The sequence below is a fragment of the Paenibacillus sp. J23TS9 genome (assembly GCF_018403225.1).
In the GTDB taxonomy this organism is placed as follows: domain Bacteria; phylum Bacillota; class Bacilli; order Paenibacillales; family Paenibacillaceae; genus Paenibacillus_AQ.
The window spans coordinates 319,944-343,045 of the sequence record NZ_BOSG01000005.1 but is presented as its reverse complement, the minus strand read 5'-3'; the positions used below and the strand labels follow the sequence as shown (position 1 = coordinate 343,045).

Genomic DNA, 23,102 nt, shown 5'->3' with positions numbered 1-23,102 from the left:
CACAAACCCCGATGTCCAATGTATACGGGAAAGGCAGAAGGTCTCCTGCTTTCATCGTTTGTGCAAATTCCTCATTCAGAAGAGCATTCAGATTCCCTTCCTTTATGGTTCAGGAGATGCATCCCCTAAGAGAGGCATCCCGGAACCACCCTGGAAGAGAAGAACCCGGCTGCAATAAACCATTCTGCACACCGGGTTCCACAGACTCGGACTGCGGGCAGAGGCCTCAGACCAACTCACTTTGAAGCGGTATTCCTACTTTTTCTGATTGTTCAGTTCATCCAGAACCGGCTGAACAAGCGATTGTTTGCTTTGTACCCATTTCTTCCAATTAGCTTCCAGATCCCCGCTTTGCAGAATCAGGTTGGCATATTCATTTTGGTATTCAAATGATGCCTGGCTTTTGGCTTTGGAATCGTACAATTGGACATCCCAATCATACTCAGCAAGTTTGCCGCCTTCACTTCCAAGCTTCGCTTTATCTTGGAAATGCTTCACTGCAGTATCACGGTATTCTTTCTTAATGGCCGGGTTGACGATACTGAAATCGTCTCCGAGGACGTAAAGTCCTTCAAAACGCGATGGATATTTATCTTCCAGAGATGTTCCTTCCGGCAGCAGACTTACAAGCTCTTTTTTATCATCATATTTCCAGTCCTTGCCTTCAAAGCCCATATTCAGCAGCAATTGTCCCTCTTCGCCTGTCGAGTACTCGATCAGATCCATGATCCGTTCGAATTTCTCTTTGCTGATGTTCGGCGAGAAGATCAGAGAAGACCAGAAGTTCGGCTGCTCCAGGTTGCGGTATTTACCATCGTCGCCTACAACAATAGCTGTATGAACGAGGTCATCGCTGTTTACATTCAGATTCTTCTTCATCGCTTTATCCATGTCTTGTCTGTACGATGCCAGACCGCCAAGACTGGTGATTCCGGCTACGCCTTTAACTTTGAAGTTGTCGCCGCCTTCATTGTTTTTCCATGTATAGAATTCAGGATTCAAGAGACCTTCTTTGTAAGCCTTTTGCATCAATTTCAGACCGGTAAGGGTCTCAGGGTCTGCAGGACCCCAGTGGAATTTGCCGTCCTCACCTTTGTAGAATGCAGATTCCACACGGGAGTGCTCACTATTAGCCATGATGATATTTGTCAGAGCATCATCCGCGTTATAAGAGATCGGAATGAGCTTCGAACCGAGCTTACCAGGGTCTTTTTCTTTGATCAGCTCAGCGTATTTCATCAATTCGCTTGTGGTGTATTCATCCTTGAGCTCAAATCCAACCGCTTTCGCCCAGTCTTTGCGCAGTGCGATAACGCCGATTTGGTTGACCAGCGGATCTGCAGGTTTGTTCTGGTAATACACCGGTTTCGGCAAGATATAGGTGCCGCCCGTCAGTTCTTCCAGCTTGTCCCCGAGGCCAGTCAGCTTGTAAGCTGCGGCGATGTTCGGCCAGCGTTCCTTCCAGTCATCCGGGAATTTATACAAGAGTCCTTGGTCCACGTAGTTCATGAAATCGCCATGCACATAGTTCCAGCTCGCTACGTCCGGCAGATCGCCGGAGTTGACCCACAGGCGAAGCTTCTCAGCCCAGGAATCCCACTGGATATAGTTGTAGTCCCATTCGACGTTGAATTTGTCCATCCAGAACTTGTGGAACTCGTTGTTTAATTGACCGTCCTTCACCTCGGTCGTTTGCGCGACGGAAATTTTGAGTTTGTCCTTGTATTTCCCGTCTGCGTCTTTCTCATTGCCACCAGATGCGTCCTGCTTGGAACATGCAGTTGCCGTCATCAAAACTAATGACATTGCGATAGCCAAAAGCGGTTTTAAAGGCATCTTTCTGTTCGTTTTCATGTTTTACCCCCATGTTGTTAAGATTTTTTGGCAAAAATCTATTACATAAATTGAACTAAAGAAAGAAGGAAGCACTTCTCCTGAATAAATCATGAAATCAAGGAGAAGCAAGTTAAACCTCATTAAACCTCTAGCTCATTTTATATAGTGAATCAGGTCTTGATAGCCCCTGTTAACACCCCTTTAGCGAAGTGCTTTTGCAGCATTGGGAAGAAACACATGATCGGTATCATCGAAACGAAGACCGAAGCCATTTTCATTCCCGTCGAGAAGCCTGTCTTACCGATTGCATCCACACTCGATGCGTTGGACACGTTGGTTGATGATTCGACAATGATCGTCCTCAGCACGTTTTGCAGCGGCAGCATTTCCGCCTTTCGGAGGAATATCATGGCATCATACCATCCATTCCAGAACGCAACGCCGTAGAACAGCGTTATTGTAGCCATGATCGGCGCAGCCAGCGGAAGAACGATGGAGAAGAGAATTTTCCATTCCCCAGCCCCGTCCAGTCTTGCGGATTCCATTAGCGATTCCGGCAGACCCTGGAAGTAATTCATCATCAGAATCATATTAAAAGCACTGAAGCTGCCTACCAAAATGACGGACCACAGTGAGCCGGTCAAATGCAGCGACTTCATAACCAAGTAGAGCGGTACGATACCGCCGTTGAATATCATCGTGAACAAAACCAGGAAAAAGATGAGCTTTTTGCCCGGAAATTTGTTGCGGCTCAGACCATAAGCCATCGTACTGGTCAGGAACAAGCTGAGCGGCAGTCCAACGACCAGAACCTTGATCGTATTCCAAAAGCCTGTAAGAATCCTTCCATCCTGAAACAGTGCTTTGTATGCATCGAGTGTCGGATGTTTCGGAAACAGCATCATTGGATTATCTGCGTATTCCTTTTGCGAGGAAAATGAAATCATAATAACGTTCCAGAACGGAATCAGAATCATTAAGGATAAAATAATCAGCACAACCATCAGGATATAATCCAGGACAGTCATTTTACCTACGCGGTATTTACGCTGTTTTTTTACTGCTGTGGTACTCATCTATTAACACTCCCTTCCTATCGGAATAAACCGTCTCCACCCATCCATTTAGCTATCCGGTCAGCAGCCAGCAGCAGAACCATATTCACGAGCGATCGGAACAAGCTGACAGCCGTCGAGAACGAAAAGTCCGTCGAAGATTGAAACGTAATCCGGTAAATGTACACGTCCAGCACTTGAGATACATTCTGCGTTGCCGCATTCGCCAAGTTAAAGATCTGGTCGAAGCCGGCGGACATCAGACCGCCCACATTCAGAATGAACATCACGGTTACGGTAGGAAGAATGTTAGGCAGTGTAACCTTGAAAATTTGCTGCATACGCGAAGCGCCATCAATCTGCGCCGACTCATATTGGTCCTGATCGATTCCGGAAATAGCGGCCAAGAAGATGATGGCGCCCCAGCCCGTCGACTTCCAGATATCCGTCATAATCAGCATCGGGAGAAACATTTTTTCCGAGCCCAAAAAGTTAATGGTCGGCAGCCCGATAAGCGACAGCGTGCTGTTCAGCAACCCATCATAAGAAAGGACGTTGATGACAATCCCGGAAACGATAATCCAGGACAAAAACTGCGGGAACGTAAACACAGTTTGGAACCATTTCTTCGTGCGCCCCATCCGCAGCTCATTCAGCATTAAGGCTAGAATAATCGGGAACGGGAACGTAATGACGAGTTTGATAATATTGACGTATAGGGTTCTCCACACGGCCTGTGCAAAGGTTGGATCCCGGAAAACATATTTGAAGTTTTCAAATCCCACCCAGGGACTGCCCCAAATTCCATCGTTGGCTCTGTAATGCTTGAATGCTAAGGACAGGCCGCCCATCGGCAGGTAAGCAAACAGGATCAGCCAGATCAGTCCCGGAACGAGCAGGGTGTACGTCATACGGTGCTTCCAGATTTCCTTGAACCAGGGGTTGGATTTCGAACGCCCTTTTAAACTTTTGTCAGGCCCTAAGGCTGCGGGTTTCAATGTGCATCGCCTCACTTTACTTAATTCTTTTCGTTAAACAAGAAGTCAAATGCCGTCTTCAAATGCTCTTCCCAGAAAAGCCAATCATGCGTTCCTGGGCCTTCCGCATACTTGAAGTCGAACGGCGTTTTCTGCATATAAGCTGCAAACTCACGATTCATCCCGATAAACGGATCTTCGGTTCCACAGCAGCAAAGCACCGGAGGCAGTTCTCCGCCCTCTTCGATGAGTTTCGCAGCAAGCGCGTACAAATCCTGATCCGGCTTGATGGTCAGCTCTGTTCCGAATACCGCCTGCATTTCCTTAGCCATCCCCGGCTCCATATTCGGATCTCGAAGACGCTGCTGGATATCGGTAACTCCGGATAGCGATACGGCTTTGGCATAACGGTCCGGGTAAGTAAGTGCAGCTTTCATTGCGCCGTATCCACCCATGGACAAGCCCGCGACAAAAGTCTTTTTGGGATCATCATTCAAACGGAACAGACGTCCGCAAATTTCCGGAAGCTCTTGTGTCACATAGTAAAAGTAATCGAGACCATATTCCATATCCGTGTAATAGCTTCGGTTCACTTCCGGCATGATAACAGTGCAGCCGTACTTGGCAGCGTATAGCTCTACCGTCGTCAAGCGGTGCCATGTACTCGCATTGTCACCTGCACCGTGCAGCAGATAAAGTGTGCTGTTTGTCGGTATACCGGTATCAACAGGGGAGATCACATGGATACTGGTTGTCATTCTTAAAGTAGGCGATCCTGTGTCTATCGTTATATGCGCCATATGTAACCCCTTTCATTTAAGACAATTTCCAGACAGTTCCAGAGCCCTCATCGGTATTTATATACCATCCAGACGCGGCGTTGAAACGAAACGTTTCTCTCTTTTCCAAAAAAAGAGACCGTTCCGCCTAAATTCTGCCTTACAGCCTGTTCTGTATAGCTTTAAAGCCCATACATTCCATGAATTGAATAACAAACATTGTATTTATTATTTAATTGTAAGCGATTCATTCGAATCGTTTCGATAACATCATAATCCTCGAGACAAGTCATGTCAACTAGCATTTCAAAAAACCTAATAATGGATAAGGCATTGTTCACTTTTCGGTAATAAATAACCCTTTTTTTGTTATTAATGCAAATTGTAAGCGGTAAACTTTATCGAATTGACATGCCATTCGATTTGTAATAGATTCTAGTTTATAAGAATATCATGGAAACGTTTCTATTCAATAGAAAGAAGGCCATATCTATGCTCATATCACTAGACGGATTTGTTAACCGCGTTACCCAGCAAGGATTAAATGTTCTTTCTGTGCGTGTGCTTCTAAAGGGAACTTCTGTCGCTAAGTGGGATCTAAGCAGCGATGAGCGGCGGCTTCAGCATTCCGTCAGCAAATCCTTTACCTGCATGGCTGTGGGGATGGCAATTGCAGAAGGGAAACTCTCGCTCGAAACAAAGCTTCAAGAGTACTTCCCGCAATATGCCCAGATGAGCTTGACAGACGACCCGGACCTTCGTCCGGGCGGACTTACGTTATACAATCTGCTGCGGATGTCCTCCGGTCATGATTCTCCCCCGCTGTGGGCTGAAGAAAGAGCCTCACTCCAGGAGAAAGATTGGGTTAAATATTATATGTCACTTCCATTGGACAGAGCTCCAGGAGATATCTTTACTTATAGCAGTGGAGATACCTTTATTATTTCTGCTTTAGTGCAAGCTGCAGTCGGCCAAACCGTGAAAGACTATTTGACTCCGCGCTTGTTCGAGCCGCTTGGCATTCAGGATGTGAACTGGGAGACTTCTCCTCTGGGCGTAACACTCGGATGTGCGGGGCTTGAAATCAGCAATGAAGAGCTAAGCCGTTTCGGCCAGATGCTTTTGCAAAAGGGGCAGTGGGATGGCAAGCAGCTTGTGCCTGCGGATTGGATTGACTTTGTGACCCGCAAGCAAATCGACAATCAGGGGAGCCCGGATTGGAGCCAAGGCTACGGCTGCCAGTTCTGGATGTGCACGCATGAGGCCTACCGCGCCGATGGAGCGCATGGGCAGCTCTGTGTAGTCATCCCAGGCAAGGATGCAGTCGTTGCTATCAATAGTTATGAAGACGATATACAGGGGATTCTGGATGCGGTATGGGCGGAGATTTTGCCGCTATTGTAGGAGGACTCAAGATTTTAACGCTTTTTGGGGATTGATTCGCCTGCTCGCTGCTTTGAAGTTAAGGATTCAAATACAAAGGGGGTGTCCGCCATGAAATGGCTGCTTGGGACACCCCTGTTTTTGGAGTAGGATGTACGTTAGCACTTGGGGTGGACGCTGCGTAAACGGACCGTTGTTCCAATCGCTGTGCTCTCCAGATTTTTTTCATTCTCCTTTACGGTGAAAACCCGGGACCAAGGCGACCGTGACCAGTTACCATCCTGAAACGCTCACCAAAGTCATTATCTACGCCTAGCACACAGCGCATCTATTCCTCAAGACAAATCGCCAAAGCCGTCCGGGAACACGTCCCCTTCATTTGGCTGGCTTGACGGCAACGTCCAGACTTCCGTACCCTTAATCGTTTCCGTTTTCAGCGGGACGGTTCTCCAATAACGGAAGAATCGCTCCTTTGTTGAGTTTTTTCGGTTCCTAAAATAAAACTAGGCTGTCTATGTCGTGGGAAATCCATTTATGAGACAGCCCCTTTTATAATCTCCAAACTACTCAGTAGTTTCTTATCTATCTCTTAGCTCAATCAATACTTCTTTTACCTTTTGCGAATCAGATGCATACCATTGCTCCAAAGAAGCAAAATCGGTCGCAGTGATATCCGCTACCGTCAGCTTAATGGTCCGGCTTCCTGTCCATAGTACTTCTGTTATAGGAACCAGCGGATGCTCGCTGTATAACGACTCCATTTCTGACGATTCGAAGGGTATTTTCGAGAGTGTTCTCAGGTCTACTACAGCAATAAAACTGCGCGTTACCATGCCACCCTCACTTGATCCATACTGAAAAATTGCTTTGTTCTGGTCTTTTGACGTAACGCTGTTGATGAATAACCCGCTTGGCATACGCAGCCCTTCTGTTCTGCCATCTGTCACTTTGACCAGCTCTAAACCGCTGCAAAGTTTAGTCCCACAGCCATAACCGATCACAAACAAATTTTCCTCACTTGTCTTCTTCACCGGATATGTACGTAATCTTGCGATCTCACCAGGCTTGTCCTCCTGTTCATGCAAATAGGCTGCAAGCTCTGGCAGGCTGTTAAGCTGTATTTCAACATCTTTATCTTCAACATTCAAGATTAACATGCTTGGTATATCTGATGTTTCTTGCTGCATGGCTTCGGTTGTGATTTCAGTTTTTTCAATGGCAGTCGTATTTTGTGCTGGTTTTGCGGTAGGAGCAAGTATATTACGAATACCAGCGATGATGAGTACAGCCATTGTACAAGCAGTTACAAGCAGGACGATTCTTTTTTTCATAGGGCATCTCCGGATTGTTTGGAGTAAATTAGGGTTTCTCTATTTATTGTATTATAGTTTATTTTCCAAGGTCCAGTCCCTCCATAAAGCAAAAAGGCCACTCCGAAGAGTGGCTTTTTGTACGTCCCAGGAGGGATACAGCCCTTCGGGCTGACTGCGAAGCGAATGCTAACGATACTTATGCTTCGACGAACCCCGATGGGTTCTCATCCCTCCATAAAGCAAAAGGCCACTCCGAAGAGTGGCTTTTTGTACGTCCCAGGAGGGATACAGCCCCTTCGGGCTGACTGCGAAGCGAATGCTAACGATGCTTATGCTTCGACGAACCCCGATGGGTTCTCATCCCTCTATAAAGCAAAAAGCCACTCCGAAGAGTGGCTTTTTGTACGTCCCAGGAGGGATTCGAACCCCCGACCGACGGCTTAGAAGGCCGTTGCTCTATCCAGCTGAGCTACTGGGACTTAATATGTATGAAAAGTGATGCGTTTATTATTATAACTCATTCTTCGTAAAATTCAAAGGGAAATTTTAAATAATGAATCATCGGGAGATGCTCAGGGTAATATGATAACACCAACACTAATGCAAAGGAGCTTGCGCCATGCGTCAATTGTTATCGGCCTTATCCTATTTCAGCATATTCTTCGCGCCGTTTATTTTCCCCATCATTGTCTGGATCGCATCCAGAGACCCATATGTGGCCATGCATTCGAAACGTGCGCTGATCTCGCATATACTGCCCTTCATCGCTGCGGTTCCGCTGCTTATATTAACATTTGGAGCCAACCACCCGGGTTCGGTTCTCGGCTATATTCTCCTCTTCGTAATCATTTATTTCGGAACCTTTATTTACAATATTGTTAAAGGCATTCAGGTTTTGCGCGAATATGCTTAGATTCAAAAAATATCTCCTCCATTATATGTAATGAAAACCTCCGGCTTCCGGAGGTTTTTCACTGCAGGGGTTACTTATTTATTGCCAAAACGTCTTGGGCTTTGCGGAACAGCCATATTTCTGTCGTTCTTGCTCAGGACTTCCTCGGCAAATTCAGTTTGGTGGGCATACTTGTTGCCTTTCGTCTTTTTATACGTGAACGCCACTTTCGCTCACCCCCCTGCTATATAGTATGGGAAGCAAAAGGGGCAGATATAAGCTTCAATTAATGGCTGAGCTTACAGCGTTACACAAGTGAAGGAAAGCGCAGACATTATCCTTTTCCATGACAGCATCCCCCTTCTTGTGACAAGTTATCCCCTGTAGTCTTCGTTAAAGGACAGACATTTTATGCCCTTCTTCGGCATATAACTGTATCACTTTGACAAATGAAAATTAGGCAAATTCCTGATAAGGAAGGATAACAGGTGGATAAACGACAAAGAAAGGATGAGCCGTCATGTGCGGAATAACTGGTTTTGTTCAATGGAGTGGCGATTTGACGCAGGATTCGAAGACACTCGTTAAGATGACGGAAACCTTGACCCAAAGGGGACCAGATGCATACGGAACATGGATCTCCAATCCATGCGCCTTCGGTCATCGGAGGCTTAGCGTCATCGATCCGGAAAACGGGGCACAGCCCATGCTTGTATACGATGATGAGGATCTATACACCATAGTATATAACGGGGAGTTGTATAACGCGGCGGAACTCAAACGGGAGCTGCTGAAAAGAGGACATCACTTCCGGACGAATTGCGATACGGAGGTGCTTTTGGTCTCCTACATCGAATGGGGACCTGCATGTGTCGATAAATTTAACGGCATCTTCGCATTTGCCATCTGGGACAGCGTGCGTGAACAGGTATTTATGGCGCGTGACCGGCTTGGTGTAAAGCCCTTCTTTTACAGCATGATCGGGGGCACCCTGGTCTTCGGCTCCGAACCTAAGGCGTTGCTCCAGCATCCGAAAGTGGAGCCGGTTGTAGGCGCGGAAGGATTGGCTGAAATCTTTATTATCGGTCCGGCGCGTACACCGGGACAGGGAGTTTACCGCGATATCAAAGAGCTGCGCGCAGGGCATGCCATGATTTTCAGCCGCAGCGGTCTTAGAAGCTACGCATACTGGAAGCTCGACAGCCATCTGCATGAGGACAATACCGAAGCGACGGCTGCACAGCTCAGGGAGCTGCTGCAAGATACGCTGGAGCGACAGCTCGTTTCCGACGTCCCTGTCTGCACGCTGCTTTCCGGCGGGCTGGATTCCAGCGCCTTAACTGCTCTTGCCGTGCAGTATTATAACCGTACCGGGCAGGGACAGATGGACACCTACTCGGTGGATTACGTCGGCAATGATAAACATTTCAAATCCCATGCTTTCCAGCCCGGAGCCGATGCGCCTTGGATTCGCCGGATGGTCGAAGAACTGGGAACCAATCATCACTATATCGAATTTGATACACCGGAGCTGATTGAGTCACTGAACGATTCCACTCTGACGCGTGATCTGCCCGGGATGGCGGACGTGGACGGCTCCCTTTATCTCTTTTGCCGGGAGATCAAGAAAGGTGCCACCGTGGCTGTATCCGGAGAAGCTGCCGACGAAATATTCGGCGGATATCCATGGTTTCACCGGGAAGAAATGCTGAACTCCGGCACCTTCCCCTGGGCTGTGGCTTCTGAAATGCGTGCAAGCCTGCTCTCTCCCGAAATCCGGGAATGGACGCGACCGATTGATTATCTTGGCGACCGCTATGCCGAAGCCGTTCGAGAGGTACCTAAGCTCCGTGGTGAGAATGGCAAGCAGGCACAAATGCGCGTGATGTCCTATCTGAATATTACCCGCTTCATGCCAACGCTGCTGGATCGCAAGGACCGCATGAGCATGGGGGTCGGCCTGGAAGTCCGTGTTCCTTTTTGCGACCACCGCCTCGTGCAGTATGTATGGAATATCCCCTGGGAAATGAAAATGACCGGCGGCCGGGAAAAAGGCATTCTGCGCAAGGCGTTGGAAGGCGTTCTGCCGGATGAAGTTCTGTACCGCAAGAAAAGCCCTTATCCCAAAACCCATAACCCCGATTTTCTTGCTGCCGTCAAATCGCAGATGCTTGCCATTCTCGATGACTCCTCTTCCCCCATTCTTCCGCTCATCAACCAGGAGAAAATTCTTGAGATTGCTGCCTCTCCTGAGGCATCCTCCAACCTGCCTTGGTTTGGCCAGCTGATGTCCGGACCGCAGCTTTTTGCTTATCTCGCTCAAGTCAACAACTGGTTAAGAACCTATAATATCGCCATTAAATAAACTGCAGTTTCAGCACAAAAAAAAGCCCGTTTCCTCGAAACGGGCTTTCACTTATGATACGTTCTTAAGGATGTACGACCGATGGGTTTATAGATTATGCAATAACGCCCTTGGACAAGATTAAATTGCCGTACAAAGCTTTCTCTCCGGTCGCAACCACAGCATAGGCTTTTTGGGCACGCTCATAAAATTCAAAGCGTTCAATTTCTGCAAATTCAATGCCTTCTTCCGCTTTATCCACCAAACTGCGGTACACATCCCAAACCGGCGTTTCCACCGGATCTCCAGGCATAACCTGCATCAGCATTACCGGGTGGGTTACATAACTATTTAGCGGGAACAGGTCAAGCGCAGCCTCCAGCAGCTCGGGAATTCCGTGGCCATCGGCCCGGACCAATCTTTGCGCCATCGAAACGGCGGGGAAATTCGCGTCGGCAAATACGATCTCATCCCCATGGCCCATCTCGCACAGGATCTTCAGCAGCTCGGGCGATAGTAAGGGGGAAATACCTTTCAGCATCTTGAAACCTCCTTTAAGTATCCACACTATATCGGCGTTCTCTACTAATTACGACATCATGCGGAGCAATCCTCCTGAAGTGCAAGAAAACATCTATCAGCGCTTCACTCTGCCAATAGATCCCGTATCTCTATAGTGGTGATTTGTATTGCTGGCGGTACTTCAACGGCGGCAAGCCAGTAAACTCCTTGAAAATACGCCCGAAATGGGTCAGGCTTTCAAATCCGACCCTCTCCGCGATGTTCGCCACCTTGTCGCTGCCACGGGTCAGGAGTATTTTTGCCTCCTTGACGCGTACATTGTTCAAATACTCGGTAAAGGTAAATCCCGTGCTTTTGCGGAATGTTTTGCAAAAATAAGAAGGGCTGATATAAAAGCGTCCCGAAATCTGCTCGATACTCAGCTTTTGGTCATAATTCCGGTTTATATAATCAACGATTTCAAACGTTTTTTTGTGAATTGAGCTAATCACCGTCTGTTCTGAAGCAGGAGCGGCGGACATTTTACGGTGGATGAACAGCAGCAGCTGGAACAGGAGCGTTTTGAGATGTGGCTCATACCCTGTCGGCATTTTTGTGAATTCATGGATCATTTGTTCAAGCAACCTCTCCACGAAGCTCATCTCCTGACCCGTCAGTTTAACAAAAGGACGTCCCTCGCAGAAGCTCGACATCACATCGACAGCCAAGCCCCCAGCAAACAAATCGTCCAGAAATTCCTTCTTGAACTCCAGTGTGATCCGCTCAAAGGTTGCTCCGCTGGAATTGATCAGCTTGTGAATTTCGTTCATATTGATGATGAGAAGCGCTCCACTGACCGCTTGATAGGCTTTATCATCGATAAAATAACAAATATCACCGGAAACCAGATAGAAAATTTCGTATCCGTTGTGATAGTGATGTGTGGGCATACTGGACTGAAATTTCCGCTCCCGGTCAATATAAAATGTGGAAGCTTCATAGAAATTCGTTTCCATTCCATTTCCGTCCCTTCTGCTAACCCGATTCGCAAAACAAATGATAAGATATGTAGAAAATACCCCAAATATAATCCTATATGTAATGATTGTGATCTTATCATGCGGTATAGTGGGTTGCAAGCTAAAAAAGACCGAGGGTTTGGAGGATCTCCCATGACATTTGACCTGCATACGCATCACAACCGCTGCGGACACGCGCACGGTTCCATTCGTGACTATATCAACGCCGCTGTAGAAAAGGGCATGCCGTATATCGGCATCTCCGACCATACGCCTTTGTTCGCGGAGACAGACGACCATCCCTCTCCCGAAGCCAGTATGGCCAAAAGCGAGTTTCCTGAATACATCCGTGAAGTGCTCGCCCTGAAACAGGAGTTTGCCGGGCAAATTGAAGTTTTTCTCGGCGTGGAAGCCGATTTTCTTCCCGATCATGTGGATTTGTACCGCAGTATTTTACATGCCTATCCTTTTGATTACATCATCGGCTCCGTACATGATTTTGACGGTGTGAGCCTCTATGATACCAGACATTGGGAACAGCTTTCGCCGGAAGGCAAACTTGAATTAAAAAACAGCTATTACAGCTATATTGCACAGTCCGCCAAATCCGGGCTCTATGATATTTTAGGACATGTCGATGCGCTGAATCGCTATTTCCCCGGATATGACAAGCTGCGGACGGAGATGGCAGATTACACCTTGAGCACCATTGCCGCACATGACATCGTGATTGAGATCAATTCATCCGATGAGCTTTGGGTTCCGGATGGTTGGCTTCTGGAGCGGGCATTGCATTTTGGCGTCAAAGTTACCTTCGGTTCCGATGCGCATGAGCCTTCCAGCGTCGGCGAGTATTTTAATGAAATCCGGAAGCATCTTATAGAAATCGGGTACCGGGAATGGGCTATTTTTAAAAACCGGGAGCGGATTATGCTGCCATTACAAGTGTAGCTTCTACAAACAATAAGCAGCTCTCATTCCATATCAAAAAAAGAACCCGGCAGGCTGAAGCTTGCCGGGTTATCTCTGCGTGGTACTCAGTTTATGCTTAAATCAAATTTTCCGCCTGAAGCCAAAATTCAAACTTCATGTCCTGATCAGCAGGTATATGGTACTCCTCATGTACAGGCGCTCCCCAGCTGTCATCTCCGCCAACGCCCATCTGGCGGCAGGCTATGGTCACAACCGTGTAATGAACCGGCGGCAGCTCAAAGCGATGTCGTGCATGCTCAAGCTCAAAAGCGGTGTATGGCGAAATCCGGGATTCCACGGGCTGCCCCATAGGGGCCTTAACGAACAGTCCGGCTCCTTCTTCATCCACGATGCGAACGCTGCGGACTCCCGTGCGGTTGCCTGATTCCTGAGGAACCAGGTAGCCTGCGTCGCTGACGGCAGCTTCTGTCTCGAACAAACCGAGCCTTGCGCCTAAACAGCGATCGCTGTAGTTCTCTTCCGGTCCCATGGCGAGCCACTTCAGCTTGTTAAAGCGCGCTGGAATCTTGAAGCATAGTGCAAAGATTGGCATATCGGGCAAATCTGCTGCACCTTTATACTCCGATTGCACGCGGATGCTTCCATCCGGAAACACCGTGTACCGGACGGCTGTTCCGACTTCTCTGCTGATACTCAGTTTATAGGTGAAGAGGACGCTCACACTGGAATCATCTTCAAGGATCGATACATTCGTGCATTTCGGTGCAAGGCTTGCTGCGTACCAGCCTGCGGCATGGAAATCCATAGCCGTTCCGCGGTCATTGTCCGTCGTTGCACGCCAGAAGAGCGGCTGCGGAGGAAGCGAAATCATTTCCCTTCCGGCATAGTTCAGGGACACCAGAGTTCCCGCCTGCTTCGAGAAAATAACCGAGAAGTCACGACCATGAACGCCGATATTCACGTCTCCGCGAACGACTTCGAGCCCATGTGGGCTTCTAGCCTCTGCTGTCTCCCCCATAGCCCGCTTTTCGATGATAAATACATGCTGACCGAATGCGACTTCATGTCCCTGCTCAGCCCAAAGCGTACGTTCTTTCAGCTTCAGGGAGGCCTGAATGCAGTATTCGCCCGCAGTCTGCTCCTCATCTGCCAGTCCAAGCGGCAGTGTTTGCTTACTTAGTGGCGCTGTATTGGCCGGAAGCCAGGTACGATTGACTTCTTCTCCGTCGCGGTACAATACGCATTCCAGATCATACGCATCCATGCCGGTAAACAAACTTTCGTTCACGATCGTCAAGCTGTCACGAGCCGGAATCAGCTTCACATTTTGGTATAGGAACTTGACCTCCTGCATCTTGGGCGACCACTTGCGGTCAGCATACACAATACCATTACCACAGAAATTATAATCGGTCGGGCGGTCGTCAAAGTCCCCTCCGTAGGCCAGATAAGGCTTGCCATGGCTGTCTTCCGTCAGCAGAGCTTGATCGATATAATCCCAAATAAATCCGCCCTGGTACATGGGGTACTTCGCTTCCAGCTCCGTATACTTATGCATTCCGCCAAGGGAATTGCCCATGGCATGCATATATTCGCAAGAAATATACGGTTTGGCCGGGTTGCTGTTCAAATAGGCCTCTATATCGACCGGCTTAGCGTACATCCGGCTCTCCATGTCGCTCGTATCATTAAATCTGCGGTCGTTAAATACCCCTTCATAATGCACGAGACGGCCCGGGTCGGTATTCCGAAAATATTCAGATACCTGATAAATGACTTCACCGCCAAAAGATTCGTTGCCGCAGGACCAGATCAGGATCGAGGGATGATTCTTATCGCGCTCCAGCATGGAAACGGCGCGGTCCATCACGATATCCTTCCATTCCGGACGGTCGCCCGGAACGACCCAAGACGGCTCAATCGCCCCCATCTTCTGCCAGGATCCATGGCTTTCCAGATTCATCTCATCGATAACATAGATGCCATATTGGTCGCATAGCTCGTACCACAGGGTTTGGTTCGGATAATGTGAAGTACGGACCGCATTGATATTGTTTTGTTTCAGCGTGCGAATGTCAAAGAGCATATCTTCTTTTGTAATGGCGCGTCCGCGGCGGCAGTTGAATTCATGCCGGTTTACCCCTTTGAAGACCATCCGTTTACCGTTCAGGCGCATAACGCGGTCAATCAACTCAAATTTGCGGAAGCCGACCTGCTGCGGAGTTACTTCGATCAATTGGCCTTCGTCATCATAAAGGAAGATCAGCAGCGTATACAGCTCCGGAAGCTCCGCACTCCAAAGACGGGTATCCGCCGCAGCGAGCTCAACCGACAAACTCAGCTCTTTCCCGCCGTCATTCGCCTGATCCAACCGCGCGCGCCCTGCTTCCACCCCGTCCGGGTCGATCAGAACAGCTTCGGCATGTCCAAGATCTTCTCCCTGCACCTGCACATCAACACTTAGGAGACCTTGTTGATACTGCGAGTCGAGTTCAGTACGGACAAATAAATCCCTCACATGCAGCTTCGGCACCGTAAATAAATACACATCACGGAAGATACCGGAGAACCGCCAAAAATCCTGATCCTCGATCCAGCTTCCCGTACTGCGCTGATATACTTCAACGGCCAGCTTGTTCTGTCCTTGCTCTATAAAGGGCGTCAGATCAAATTCAGCAGGTGTAAAGCTGTCTTCGCTATAACCGACAAACTGTCCGTTTAGCCACACATAGAATGCAGACTCCACGCCCTGAAAGGAGACATATACCGGCTGGTTAAGCAGCGCTGAAGGCAATTCAAACTCCTTGATGTAGCTGCCTACCGGATTTCGTGTCTGCGGAAGCTGTGGCGGACGCAGCTCCTCGTGACCATCCCAAGGATACATCGTATTTACGTACTGCGGTTTTGCAAAGCCCTGCAGCTGAATATGGCCCGGTACCTGGATTGTATCCCAGCCCCCGCTCTGATGGCTCACTTCATAAAAACCCTCGGGGCGGCTGTTCGGATGCGGCGAGTAAGCAAATTTCCATGTCCCGTTCAAAGAATGTCTCAGGCTCATGTCCGCCCGCTCACGGGCTTCACTTTCCGTGCGGTAGTAGCGGTGATCCGAGTGCGCAGGCAGACGGTTGACCGCGAAGACGCTGACGTCGCTCAGCCAGTCCAGGCTGGGTTGTTCCCGTTTCATATAGCATCGCTCCTGTTATATATATGTTCTGTGGAGAAAATTCCTATTTTACAGAGCCCATCATACCTGCTACGAAATGCTTCTGCATCAGGAAAAACACGAGTGCGGTTGGCAGCGTGGCAATTACAATGGCCAGCATGATGATGCCGTAATCCGGTGCATATCCCGATCCCAGATTCGAGATCAGCAGCGGGATGGTTTTCTGCTGCGGTGACTGCAGCACAATCAGCGGCCAGAGGTAGTTATTCCAGCTGGACATAAATGTGATAATCCCTGCCGCTGCATAGGTTGTTTTCATGGTTGGCATAAAGATCCGGAAGAAGATCCCGATTTCGCTCAGGCCGTCGATCCGGCCTGCCTCGATCATGTCTTTCGGAAACATCTTCGAGCTCTGCCGGAAAAAAAAGATCAAAAAAGCCGTCGTAACAGTCGGCAGCATCACCGCTGCTTTGGAATCGATGCCAAAAAACGGCGCTGCATTGGACACATCGGCGAACATCCGGTACAGCGGCACCATCAAAGCCGCAAATGGAATCATCATCGACAGCAGCAATACATTAAACACGGCGTCCTTGACCTTACTGCGAAAAATTTCAAAGCCATATCCCGCCAAAGAGGCAATGATGATGGCAAGCACCGTGGTAATCACCGAAATTTTGGCGGAATTCCACAGCGCGGTGCCCAGGTCGGTTGTATCCAGCAAATTCTTGAAATTTTGAATTAAATGACTGCCGGGCAGCAGCCGTCCTTTGGTAACGTCGACCGATTTATTGGTCGCGCTGACCACCATCCATAGAAAAGGAAATATGGATATAATCGAGGCAATGCTTAGAAACACATACGTAAAAATCCGTTTGGACTTCTTCATTTCCGATCACCTGCCACTCTGAATTGAATCAACGAAAGCACAATGATGATAATGACGATGGAATAGGAGACCGTTGCCGCATAACCAAAGTCCGCGGTGTACTTGAAGGATAAATTATATATATACTGCGAAATCGAAAGGGTCGAATTGCCCGGACCGCCTTTCGTAATATTCAATACTTCGTCAAACAGCTGCAGCGTTCCGATCGTCGATGTAATGGATGTAAACAAAATAATCGGCTTCAGCATCGGAATGGTAATTTTGAAAAATTGCTTAACGGAGGACGCTCCATCAATCCGCGCCGCTTCGTAGATCGAGCTGTCAATATTCTGGAGTGCCGACAAATAAAAGATCATATTATAGCCGGTCCAGCGCCATGTAATGGCGATAATGATTGTGATTTTTGCCCAGAACGGATCGGTGATCCATTCGATGGGTGCCCCGATAATGGACAATTTCATCAGCATGGTGTTGATCAATCCGCTCGTTCCAAACAGATATTTGAATACGACGGAATAAGCAACCAGTGAGGTGACGCAAGGCAGGAAGATTGCCGTCCGGAAAAAACCGCGGAATTTCAGATTGCTGTCATTCAGCAGCACCGAGATAAACAGCGCCAGAATTATCATAATCGGCACCTGCACGATCAAGTAGATAAACGTGTTTTTGAGTGCCGTGAAAAAGGTTTTGTCCGTGAGCAGCCGCTCATAGTTCGACCAACCCGTATAAGAAAGATTGATTCCCCTGCCGGTTTTAAAGGACAGGATAAGCGCCTGGATCATGGGATAAAAGTAAAAAGCAGCGATCATTAATACCGCGATCAGGATGAAGCTCCAACCCGTAAAAGCGTTTTTGGCACGGATGCTGGCTCCCTGCCGCTCTGTTTTCAACATGGTCCAATTCCCCTTTCGGTCAAAAATATAACCCCCGGACGCTTTCGCTGTCCGCGACTCCAAAGCGCCCATGGGGTTACACCAACTGCTATGAAACAAGCTGACAGCCGCTTATTTGATTTGTGCTTCGGCCTGAGACTGAGCGTCGCTCAGCACTTGATCCAAGCTTTTACCGTTCAGGAAATTTTGCATTTCAACCACGAGAATATCCTCGATCGCATATGTGGAAGTGCCATAGTTAACCTTTGGAATTTCCGCTGTCCACTTAGAGAAATCACTCACGGTCTGCTGTCCTCCGAAGAAGTCGTCCGGCTTCGTGTAAGCCTCGCCTTCGGCAGCAGCTTTCAGCGTACCGATCGCGCCAACTTTGGTAAGCAGGGTTTGGTACATATCCGCATTCGAACCAAAGGTTTCTGCAAGGAACTCAGCAGCCGTATCCGATCCAGGAATGTTCATCACATACCAGGAGCTGCCGCCAAGGTTCGTTGCATGCACGGAGTTTGGCGTAGCAGGCAGTTTTGGCATCGGCAGGATCGCCCATTTGCCGGACTGGGAGGCTTCTGCTTTGACCGAAGGCGTAATCCAGTTACCAGTTGGAACCGTAGCTACGTCACCGTTATTAATCGAGGCAATAAACTGGCTCCAATCCGCATTGACTTTGACGATGTTGGACTCCATAAGCTCTTTATACAGCGTGAAGGCTTCCTTCAGTGCTGCATTGTCCTTCAGATCAGGAGTCTTGCCGTCGCTCTTCAGATACCAGGACCCTGCAGACTGGATCATCATGCGCAGGATTCCAAGATCGTTCGGGTCAAGCGAAATGATGTCCTTGCCTGTTTTTTCTTTGATCTTTTTGCCGAGCTCGATGTACTGCTTCCAGTCCATGTCCTTCAGATCATCCAGCTTGTAACCGGCCTGCTCGATGTAATCCTTACGGATATAGAGTCCGGCAACGCCGGTGTCAAATGGAACGCCGTATTGTTTGCCATCATAGCTGGTCGTGCCGATCTTGTAATCGGCGAAGTCTTCAGGCTTGATTTTACCGGTCAGATCCGCAAAAGAATCCGGGTAAGCCTGGAGGAAACCCTGCGCGCGGTAATCCTCAATCAGCACCGCATTTGGCAAACCTTTGGTCGTGCCTGAGTTGAGGCCGGTGTTCAGCTTTTGAATAATATCAGCCTGCGCGAATTCAACAATGTTAACTTTGACATCGGGATGTTTCGCATTATAAGCCTCTTTGGCAATGTTCAATGCCGCAATGTTAAATTTCGGATCCCAAGCCCAAATGGTGATTTCCTTGGTTTTGGAATCGCCCTCGCCGCCGGAAGCCGTTTGATCCTTATCTTTGCTACCCGAGGAGCAGGCAGTCAGCAGGACCATACAGGTCAGCAATAACACCATAACCTTTTTCATCGTTTCAGCCCCTTTTATGTGTTCATGTCTTCCCGGTATGGCAGCCTGCTCGTTGTATCTGCAAGCGCTTACCACCAGGTCTGAAATCAGTGTAGCACCGGGACGAAACGCATCGTTAGAAATTCCTTTGTGCAGACTTGTCATTTTATCAGTATGATGAATGCGCTTTCTGAAAGCGTGTGTCATTTCTTTGGATTCTGGTAATTATATTGGATTTTCATCCCGATTGTCGTTCACCTCAACCAGCGGCAAGCTGATACGCACTCTCGTTCCGTCTCCCTTTTGACTCGTAATCGTAACTCCGTACTCTTCGCCATACAAAAGCCGGATGCGTTCATGCACATTCACCACGCCGATTCCCGAGAACAGCTGCCGCGAGCTTTTATTTTTCCGATCCTTTGCATGCTCCAGCTGCTCCATGTCCATTCCGTCCCCATTGTCGATCACCTCGCAAATCAGCCGGCCCGCTTCGGTTGAGATCAGTACATGAATGAATCCTTCTCCCTTTTCGTTGAAGGCGTGAAAAAATGCATTCTCGATAAAAGGCTGAATCATCAGCTTCGGCACATGGTATCTGCTGCAATCCGGAGCAACAAAATAGCTTACACGAATGCGGCTGCCATAGCGCACATGATTAATAAACACATAATGCTTCAAATTGACCAGTTCCTGTTCAACCGTGATCGTCTCACTGACATTGCTGATCGTATTTTGCAAAAGCGAAATGAGCGCATGGATCGTATCCACCGCCTTATCCTTGCTATCCTGCTGAACCAGAAACTTGACCGATGCAAGCGTATTATACAAAAAATGCGGATTGATCTGCTGCTGCAGGGCTGCCAGCTCCGCTTTGCGCTGCTCCTGCTGGGTGTGAACCAGACGGCCGACATAATCATTAACCTCATCCAGCATGTAATTGTACGCCTCGCCAAGCTGACGGATCTCGTATCCTCCGGACACATTCACGTAGTTGTGGAAATTTCTGCGCGTCACCTTTGACATTTGGCGCGAAAGAAGCGTAAGAGAACGTGTCATTTTTCTGGAAATAAGAAACACAATCACCAACGCGACCAGCACGATAATCAGACAAAGCAGGATAATGGATTTGGTGTTAATCATCTGCCCGAGCACCTGCTGCTGATCGATCATATTCACCAAGTAAAAGCTGTACGAAGGAAGATACTGGGCCAGCATCAGTTCGTCTTTGCCCATCATCTTCACCTTTTTAACATGCAGTCCCTGATCTTCGATTTCACGGGCATAAGACAGCAGCTCTGCATTTTTCTTTCCGATCAGTGCGGAATGATTGCTGGATATTACGGTTCCGGCGCTGTCGATGATGACAACATCATTGCCTTCGCTCGTAAAGCTGCTGTAAAACGGTTTGAATTCATTTTCGTCAATCGTGATGTAGAGCATGCCGTATTCCTGTCCTGTCGTTGCTTCCTGCAGTACCTTGGTAGCCACAATACCCGGCTTCTGCCCTTCCTTGCCGGAGCCTGAGTACAGATGGTACATCAGTTTTCCCGGATCAGCCTCTGCCTCATGGGTTAAAGCGCTGTTATATAATTCCCCCGCGGTCGGCCTGACAAAATTATAGTTACCCGAGAAGTTTCGTCCGTTCTTGCCCATTACGGCAACTCCTGCGGAATAAGCGTCAACAAAGCTCTGAACCTTCCGCATCTGCTGCGTCATGCCGTAATATGCATTCATTTCCTTGATCGACTCATTCGAACCTTTTTCAGTCAAAAAGGTTTTGAGCGTACCACTCTGCTGCGCCGTCATGGCCGCCAGCACGTTCGAGTAATGGAATGATTCAAAATTGTTTGTGACCTGGTTCATCACCTTTGAGTTGGTAATGCTGAAGGTGTTCAGGAACAAATCCTCCGTCATGCGCAGGTTTGTCCAGGCAACAGAGACCGCAATGGCGATGATGCTCACAAACATAACGGCAAACATTTTGATGAAAAGGCCGTGAAATCTAAAGCGTTCCAAAAATGCTTTCATGGCTTCTTCGCTCTCCTATGCCTGATGCTGTCTCCGGTATTGGGTCGGAGACAATCCCAGGCTTTTTTTAAATACCTTGCAAAAATAGCTATGATCGCCATAGCCGACCATGCTGCCGATTTCCGAAATGGGTGAATCGCTGTAGCGGAGCAAATCTGCGGCTTTATTAATGCGGACCCGGTTTAAATGCTCCTTGAAACCCTCATGATGATGACCGGCAAAAAAGCTGGACAAATACGAAGGATTAAAATGAAAATGTCCAGCCATCGAGGTTAAGGTGATCGGCTCCGAGTAATGCTGTTCAACGTAGTCCAGCAGCAGCTTCATACTGGAATGCTCCGCCGCGGAAGCCTTGGGCGGCTGCAGATGCAGCTGTACCTGCTCCTGGAAATCGTCCACGATGCGCTGAATGTCACTGATATGGCCCGCGTCATCGATCGCTTTAAAATACGAATATTTGGCTTCATCCAGCTGCTTCATGTCATAATTCATGCTGCCAAGCAGATGGATGACGTTAAATATCATATTACCGATGAATGATTTAAACTCGTATACATCCGAAGTATAATCAAGAGACTGAAGCCGGATATGCTCTCTCAGTTCCCCAAAGGCCTCATCCAGCTGGAGTCTTCGGACTTGCTCCATAAACGGCTGCAAGGCAAAAACATCAGCGGTTTCTGCAGCGGGCAGCTTCGAATGGGTTAATGCGGTTCCAGCGGGCAGGAAGAACCTGTACCGAAGCAGGGCGAGCAGTGAGTCCGAGTATACGCTTCCAATTTGCTCTAATGACTGGAAGGATCGGCTTAGCACCCAGCGGGCGGCAATGGAGCTGCCATCCTTTTCAGCAGATGGCCGGAGAACTTCAAGCTTTTCCGGCACCAGATCCCGCTCCTCTCTGCTGACATTCAGCAAATACAGCTTCATATCCGGATATCCTGTCATCGAATAGCCTGGTATAGACATAGCCTTCATCCCCTGTAGCAGCGCCCTCAGAGATTCGATCAGCGATTGTTCACCCTGCATTTCATATTCCTCATCCGACCCAAACAAATAGAAATCTGGCAGCGGGAACCAGTCCTTGACCAGAAGCTTGTCCGCATTTGTCGCGTAGCCGCTAAGATACTTCTCCAGCACTTGGCTGATCGATACCTGGTAGTCGGCTTTTGCAGGTGCTTCCAGGGATGCAATTTTCGCTGCTGTTTTGCGCAGCACTTCCAGCAGCTTGGACGTCTCCAGGTGGGGCTTCAGTATATAATCCGATACACCGCTCTGGAATGTGGACCGCACATAGTCGAATTCGCTGAAGCTGCTCAGCACGACCACTTCGATTTCCGGCCAGCTGTGCTTAATCATCCGTGTCAGCTCTTCACCGTCCATGACCGGCATCACAATGTCCGTAAGCACGATGTGCGGCCGCAGCTCCTTAATCAGCGCAAGTGCCTCCTTGCCGTTCGCTGCTTCGCCCACCATCCGAAAACCATCCAGCTCCCAGTTTAATAAATGCTTGATACCCTGCCGCACCAGAAGCTCATCATCGACGATGAGAACTTTGCATAATTCTCTCATGTGTTCTCCCCCTTCCCAAAAACATGTTCTTAATTATAGGATATTTCATTGCAAACCGTCTAGAAAGCGTTTTACATATCCTGATTGTGAAAAAAATGGCAGACCAAGCATTTGCCTCTTGGTCTGCCATTTCTATAAT

Annotated in this window: 18 protein-coding genes, 1 tRNA gene and 1 pseudogene; 5 read left to right on the top strand and 15 right to left on the bottom strand. The window is 48.5% G+C overall.

What is annotated here, in order from left to right; all coding sequences use genetic code 11:
- Window positions 1-255: 255 nt before the first annotated feature.
- The 4 genes from KJS65_RS25540 to KJS65_RS25525 all read right to left on the bottom strand — a co-directional run bounded on the left by KJS65_RS25540 (window position 256) and on the right by KJS65_RS25525 (window position 4,668).
- A complete protein-coding gene (locus KJS65_RS25540) occupies window positions 256-1,854 on the bottom strand; it encodes a type 2 periplasmic-binding domain-containing protein (RefSeq protein ID WP_213652625.1) in 1,599 nt (532 codons plus the stop codon).
- Between the two features lie 152 nt (window positions 1,855-2,006).
- Window positions 2,007-2,912 carry a carbohydrate ABC transporter permease gene (locus KJS65_RS25535; protein ID WP_213652624.1) on the bottom strand — a complete coding sequence of 302 codons (906 nt, stop codon included), beginning with the start codon at window positions 2,910-2,912 and terminating at the stop codon, window positions 2,007-2,009.
- Window positions 2,913-2,929: 17 nt separating this feature from the next.
- Window positions 2,930-3,889, bottom strand: a complete 960-nt coding sequence (locus tag KJS65_RS25530) for an ABC transporter permease (RefSeq protein ID WP_213652623.1) — start codon at window positions 3,887-3,889, stop codon at window positions 2,930-2,932.
- A gap of 20 nt (window positions 3,890-3,909) precedes the next feature.
- Entirely contained in the window at window positions 3,910-4,668 is a 759-nt protein-coding gene (locus KJS65_RS25525) for an alpha/beta hydrolase (RefSeq protein WP_213652622.1), read from the bottom strand.
- Between the two features lie 471 nt (window positions 4,669-5,139).
- On the opposite strand from KJS65_RS25525, the gene KJS65_RS25520 reads away from it, so the two are divergent.
- Complete coding sequence (locus KJS65_RS25520; RefSeq protein ID WP_213652621.1) at window positions 5,140-6,051, top strand: serine hydrolase domain-containing protein; 912 nt, start codon at window positions 5,140-5,142, stop codon at window positions 6,049-6,051.
- A 250-nt stretch (window positions 6,052-6,301) separates the two neighbouring features.
- A pseudogene (locus KJS65_RS30340) lies at window positions 6,302-6,419 on the top strand (transposase); the annotation flags it as partial.
- Window positions 6,420-6,608: 189 nt separating this feature from the next.
- Here KJS65_RS30340 and KJS65_RS25515 read toward each other — a convergent pair.
- On the bottom strand, window positions 6,609-7,361 hold the full coding sequence (locus tag KJS65_RS25515) for a hypothetical protein (RefSeq protein ID WP_213652620.1): 753 nt from the start codon (window positions 7,359-7,361) through the stop codon (window positions 6,609-6,611).
- Window positions 7,362-7,748: 387 nt separating this feature from the next.
- Window positions 7,749-7,822 (bottom strand) — tRNA-Arg (locus KJS65_RS25510).
- Window positions 7,823-7,962: 140 nt separating this feature from the next.
- Between KJS65_RS25510 and KJS65_RS25505 the strand changes: the two genes are divergently transcribed.
- Window positions 7,963-8,256 (top strand): magnetosome magnetite crystal formation protein family, encoded by a 294-nt coding sequence (locus KJS65_RS25505; protein WP_136608317.1) that lies wholly within the window; start codon window positions 7,963-7,965, stop codon window positions 8,254-8,256.
- A 74-nt stretch (window positions 8,257-8,330) separates the two neighbouring features.
- Here KJS65_RS25505 and KJS65_RS30135 read toward each other — a convergent pair whose 3' ends face one another.
- Window positions 8,331-8,462, bottom strand: a complete 132-nt coding sequence (locus tag KJS65_RS30135) for a hypothetical protein (RefSeq protein ID WP_272915022.1) — start codon at window positions 8,460-8,462, stop codon at window positions 8,331-8,333.
- 293 nt (window positions 8,463-8,755) lie between these two features.
- On the opposite strand from KJS65_RS30135, the gene asnB reads away from it, so the two are divergent.
- Entirely contained in the window at window positions 8,756-10,600 is a 1,845-nt protein-coding gene (gene asnB, locus KJS65_RS25500; RefSeq protein WP_213652619.1) for an asparagine synthase (glutamine-hydrolyzing), read from the top strand.
- Window positions 10,601-10,694: 94 nt separating this feature from the next.
- Here asnB and fucU read toward each other — a convergent pair whose 3' ends face one another.
- Window positions 10,695-11,120, bottom strand: coding sequence for an L-fucose mutarotase (fucU, locus tag KJS65_RS25495; RefSeq protein WP_213652618.1), 426 nt, complete (start codon window positions 11,118-11,120; stop codon window positions 10,695-10,697).
- Window positions 11,121-11,250: 130 nt separating this feature from the next.
- Window positions 11,251-12,096, bottom strand: coding sequence for an AraC family transcriptional regulator (locus tag KJS65_RS25490; protein ID WP_213652617.1), 846 nt, complete (start codon window positions 12,094-12,096; stop codon window positions 11,251-11,253).
- A gap of 156 nt (window positions 12,097-12,252) precedes the next feature.
- Between KJS65_RS25490 and KJS65_RS25485 the strand changes: the two genes are divergently transcribed.
- Window positions 12,253-13,050, top strand: coding sequence for a histidinol-phosphatase (locus tag KJS65_RS25485; RefSeq protein WP_213652616.1), 798 nt, complete (start codon window positions 12,253-12,255; stop codon window positions 13,048-13,050).
- A 97-nt stretch (window positions 13,051-13,147) separates the two neighbouring features.
- Here KJS65_RS25485 and lacZ read toward each other — a convergent pair whose 3' ends face one another.
- The 6 genes from lacZ to KJS65_RS25455 all read right to left on the bottom strand — a co-directional run bounded on the left by lacZ (window position 13,148) and on the right by KJS65_RS25455 (window position 22,963).
- A complete protein-coding gene (gene lacZ, locus KJS65_RS25480; RefSeq protein ID WP_213652615.1) occupies window positions 13,148-16,216 on the bottom strand; it encodes a beta-galactosidase, LacZ type in 3,069 nt (1,022 codons plus the stop codon).
- Between the two features lie 43 nt (window positions 16,217-16,259).
- Window positions 16,260-17,084 carry a carbohydrate ABC transporter permease gene (locus tag KJS65_RS25475; RefSeq protein ID WP_213652614.1) on the bottom strand — a complete coding sequence of 275 codons (825 nt, stop codon included), beginning with the start codon at window positions 17,082-17,084 and terminating at the stop codon, window positions 16,260-16,262.
- Window positions 17,081-17,977, bottom strand: a complete 897-nt coding sequence (locus tag KJS65_RS25470) for a carbohydrate ABC transporter permease (protein ID WP_213652613.1) — start codon at window positions 17,975-17,977, stop codon at window positions 17,081-17,083. Before KJS65_RS25470 ends, KJS65_RS25475 begins: the two co-directional genes overlap by 4 nt.
- A gap of 111 nt (window positions 17,978-18,088) precedes the next feature.
- Window positions 18,089-19,390 (bottom strand): ABC transporter substrate-binding protein, encoded by a 1,302-nt coding sequence (locus KJS65_RS25465; protein ID WP_213652612.1) that lies wholly within the window; start codon window positions 19,388-19,390, stop codon window positions 18,089-18,091.
- A gap of 204 nt (window positions 19,391-19,594) precedes the next feature.
- A complete protein-coding gene (locus KJS65_RS25460) occupies window positions 19,595-21,397 on the bottom strand; it encodes a cache domain-containing sensor histidine kinase (protein WP_213652611.1) in 1,803 nt (600 codons plus the stop codon).
- A 15-nt stretch (window positions 21,398-21,412) separates the two neighbouring features.
- Window positions 21,413-22,963, bottom strand: a complete 1,551-nt coding sequence (locus KJS65_RS25455; protein WP_213652610.1) for a response regulator transcription factor — start codon at window positions 22,961-22,963, stop codon at window positions 21,413-21,415.
- Window positions 22,964-23,102 lie beyond the last annotated feature (139 nt).

Coding starts and splice junctions, on each gene's coding strand:
- KJS65_RS25455 (WP_213652610.1), bottom strand. CDS start 22,963: ATGAGAGAATTATGCAAAGTTCTCATCGTCGATGATGAGCTTCTGGTG.
- KJS65_RS25475 (WP_213652614.1), bottom strand. CDS start 17,084: ATGAAGAAGTCCAAACGGATTTTTACGTATGTGTTTCTAAGCATTGCC.
- KJS65_RS25460 (WP_213652611.1), bottom strand. CDS start 21,397: ATGAAAGCATTTTTGGAACGCTTTAGATTTCACGGCCTTTTCATCAAA.
- KJS65_RS25505 (WP_136608317.1), top strand. CDS start 7,963: ATGCGTCAATTGTTATCGGCCTTATCCTATTTCAGCATATTCTTCGCG.
- KJS65_RS25525 (WP_213652622.1), bottom strand. CDS start 4,668: ATGGCGCATATAACGATAGACACAGGATCGCCTACTTTAAGAATGACA.
- KJS65_RS25515 (WP_213652620.1), bottom strand. CDS start 7,361: ATGAAAAAAAGAATCGTCCTGCTTGTAACTGCTTGTACAATGGCTGTA.
- KJS65_RS25470 (WP_213652613.1), bottom strand. CDS start 17,977: ATGTTGAAAACAGAGCGGCAGGGAGCCAGCATCCGTGCCAAAAACGCT.
- fucU (WP_213652618.1), bottom strand. CDS start 11,120: ATGCTGAAAGGTATTTCCCCCTTACTATCGCCCGAGCTGCTGAAGATC.
- KJS65_RS25490 (WP_213652617.1), bottom strand. CDS start 12,096: ATGGAAACGAATTTCTATGAAGCTTCCACATTTTATATTGACCGGGAG.
- KJS65_RS25485 (WP_213652616.1), top strand. CDS start 12,253: ATGACATTTGACCTGCATACGCATCACAACCGCTGCGGACACGCGCAC.
- asnB (WP_213652619.1), top strand. CDS start 8,756: ATGTGCGGAATAACTGGTTTTGTTCAATGGAGTGGCGATTTGACGCAG.
- KJS65_RS25540 (WP_213652625.1), bottom strand. CDS start 1,854: ATGAAAACGAACAGAAAGATGCCTTTAAAACCGCTTTTGGCTATCGCA.
- KJS65_RS25520 (WP_213652621.1), top strand. CDS start 5,140: ATGCTCATATCACTAGACGGATTTGTTAACCGCGTTACCCAGCAAGGA.
- lacZ (WP_213652615.1), bottom strand. CDS start 16,216: ATGAAACGGGAACAACCCAGCCTGGACTGGCTGAGCGACGTCAGCGTC.
- KJS65_RS25535 (WP_213652624.1), bottom strand. CDS start 2,912: ATGAGTACCACAGCAGTAAAAAAACAGCGTAAATACCGCGTAGGTAAA.
- KJS65_RS25465 (WP_213652612.1), bottom strand. CDS start 19,390: ATGAAAAAGGTTATGGTGTTATTGCTGACCTGTATGGTCCTGCTGACT.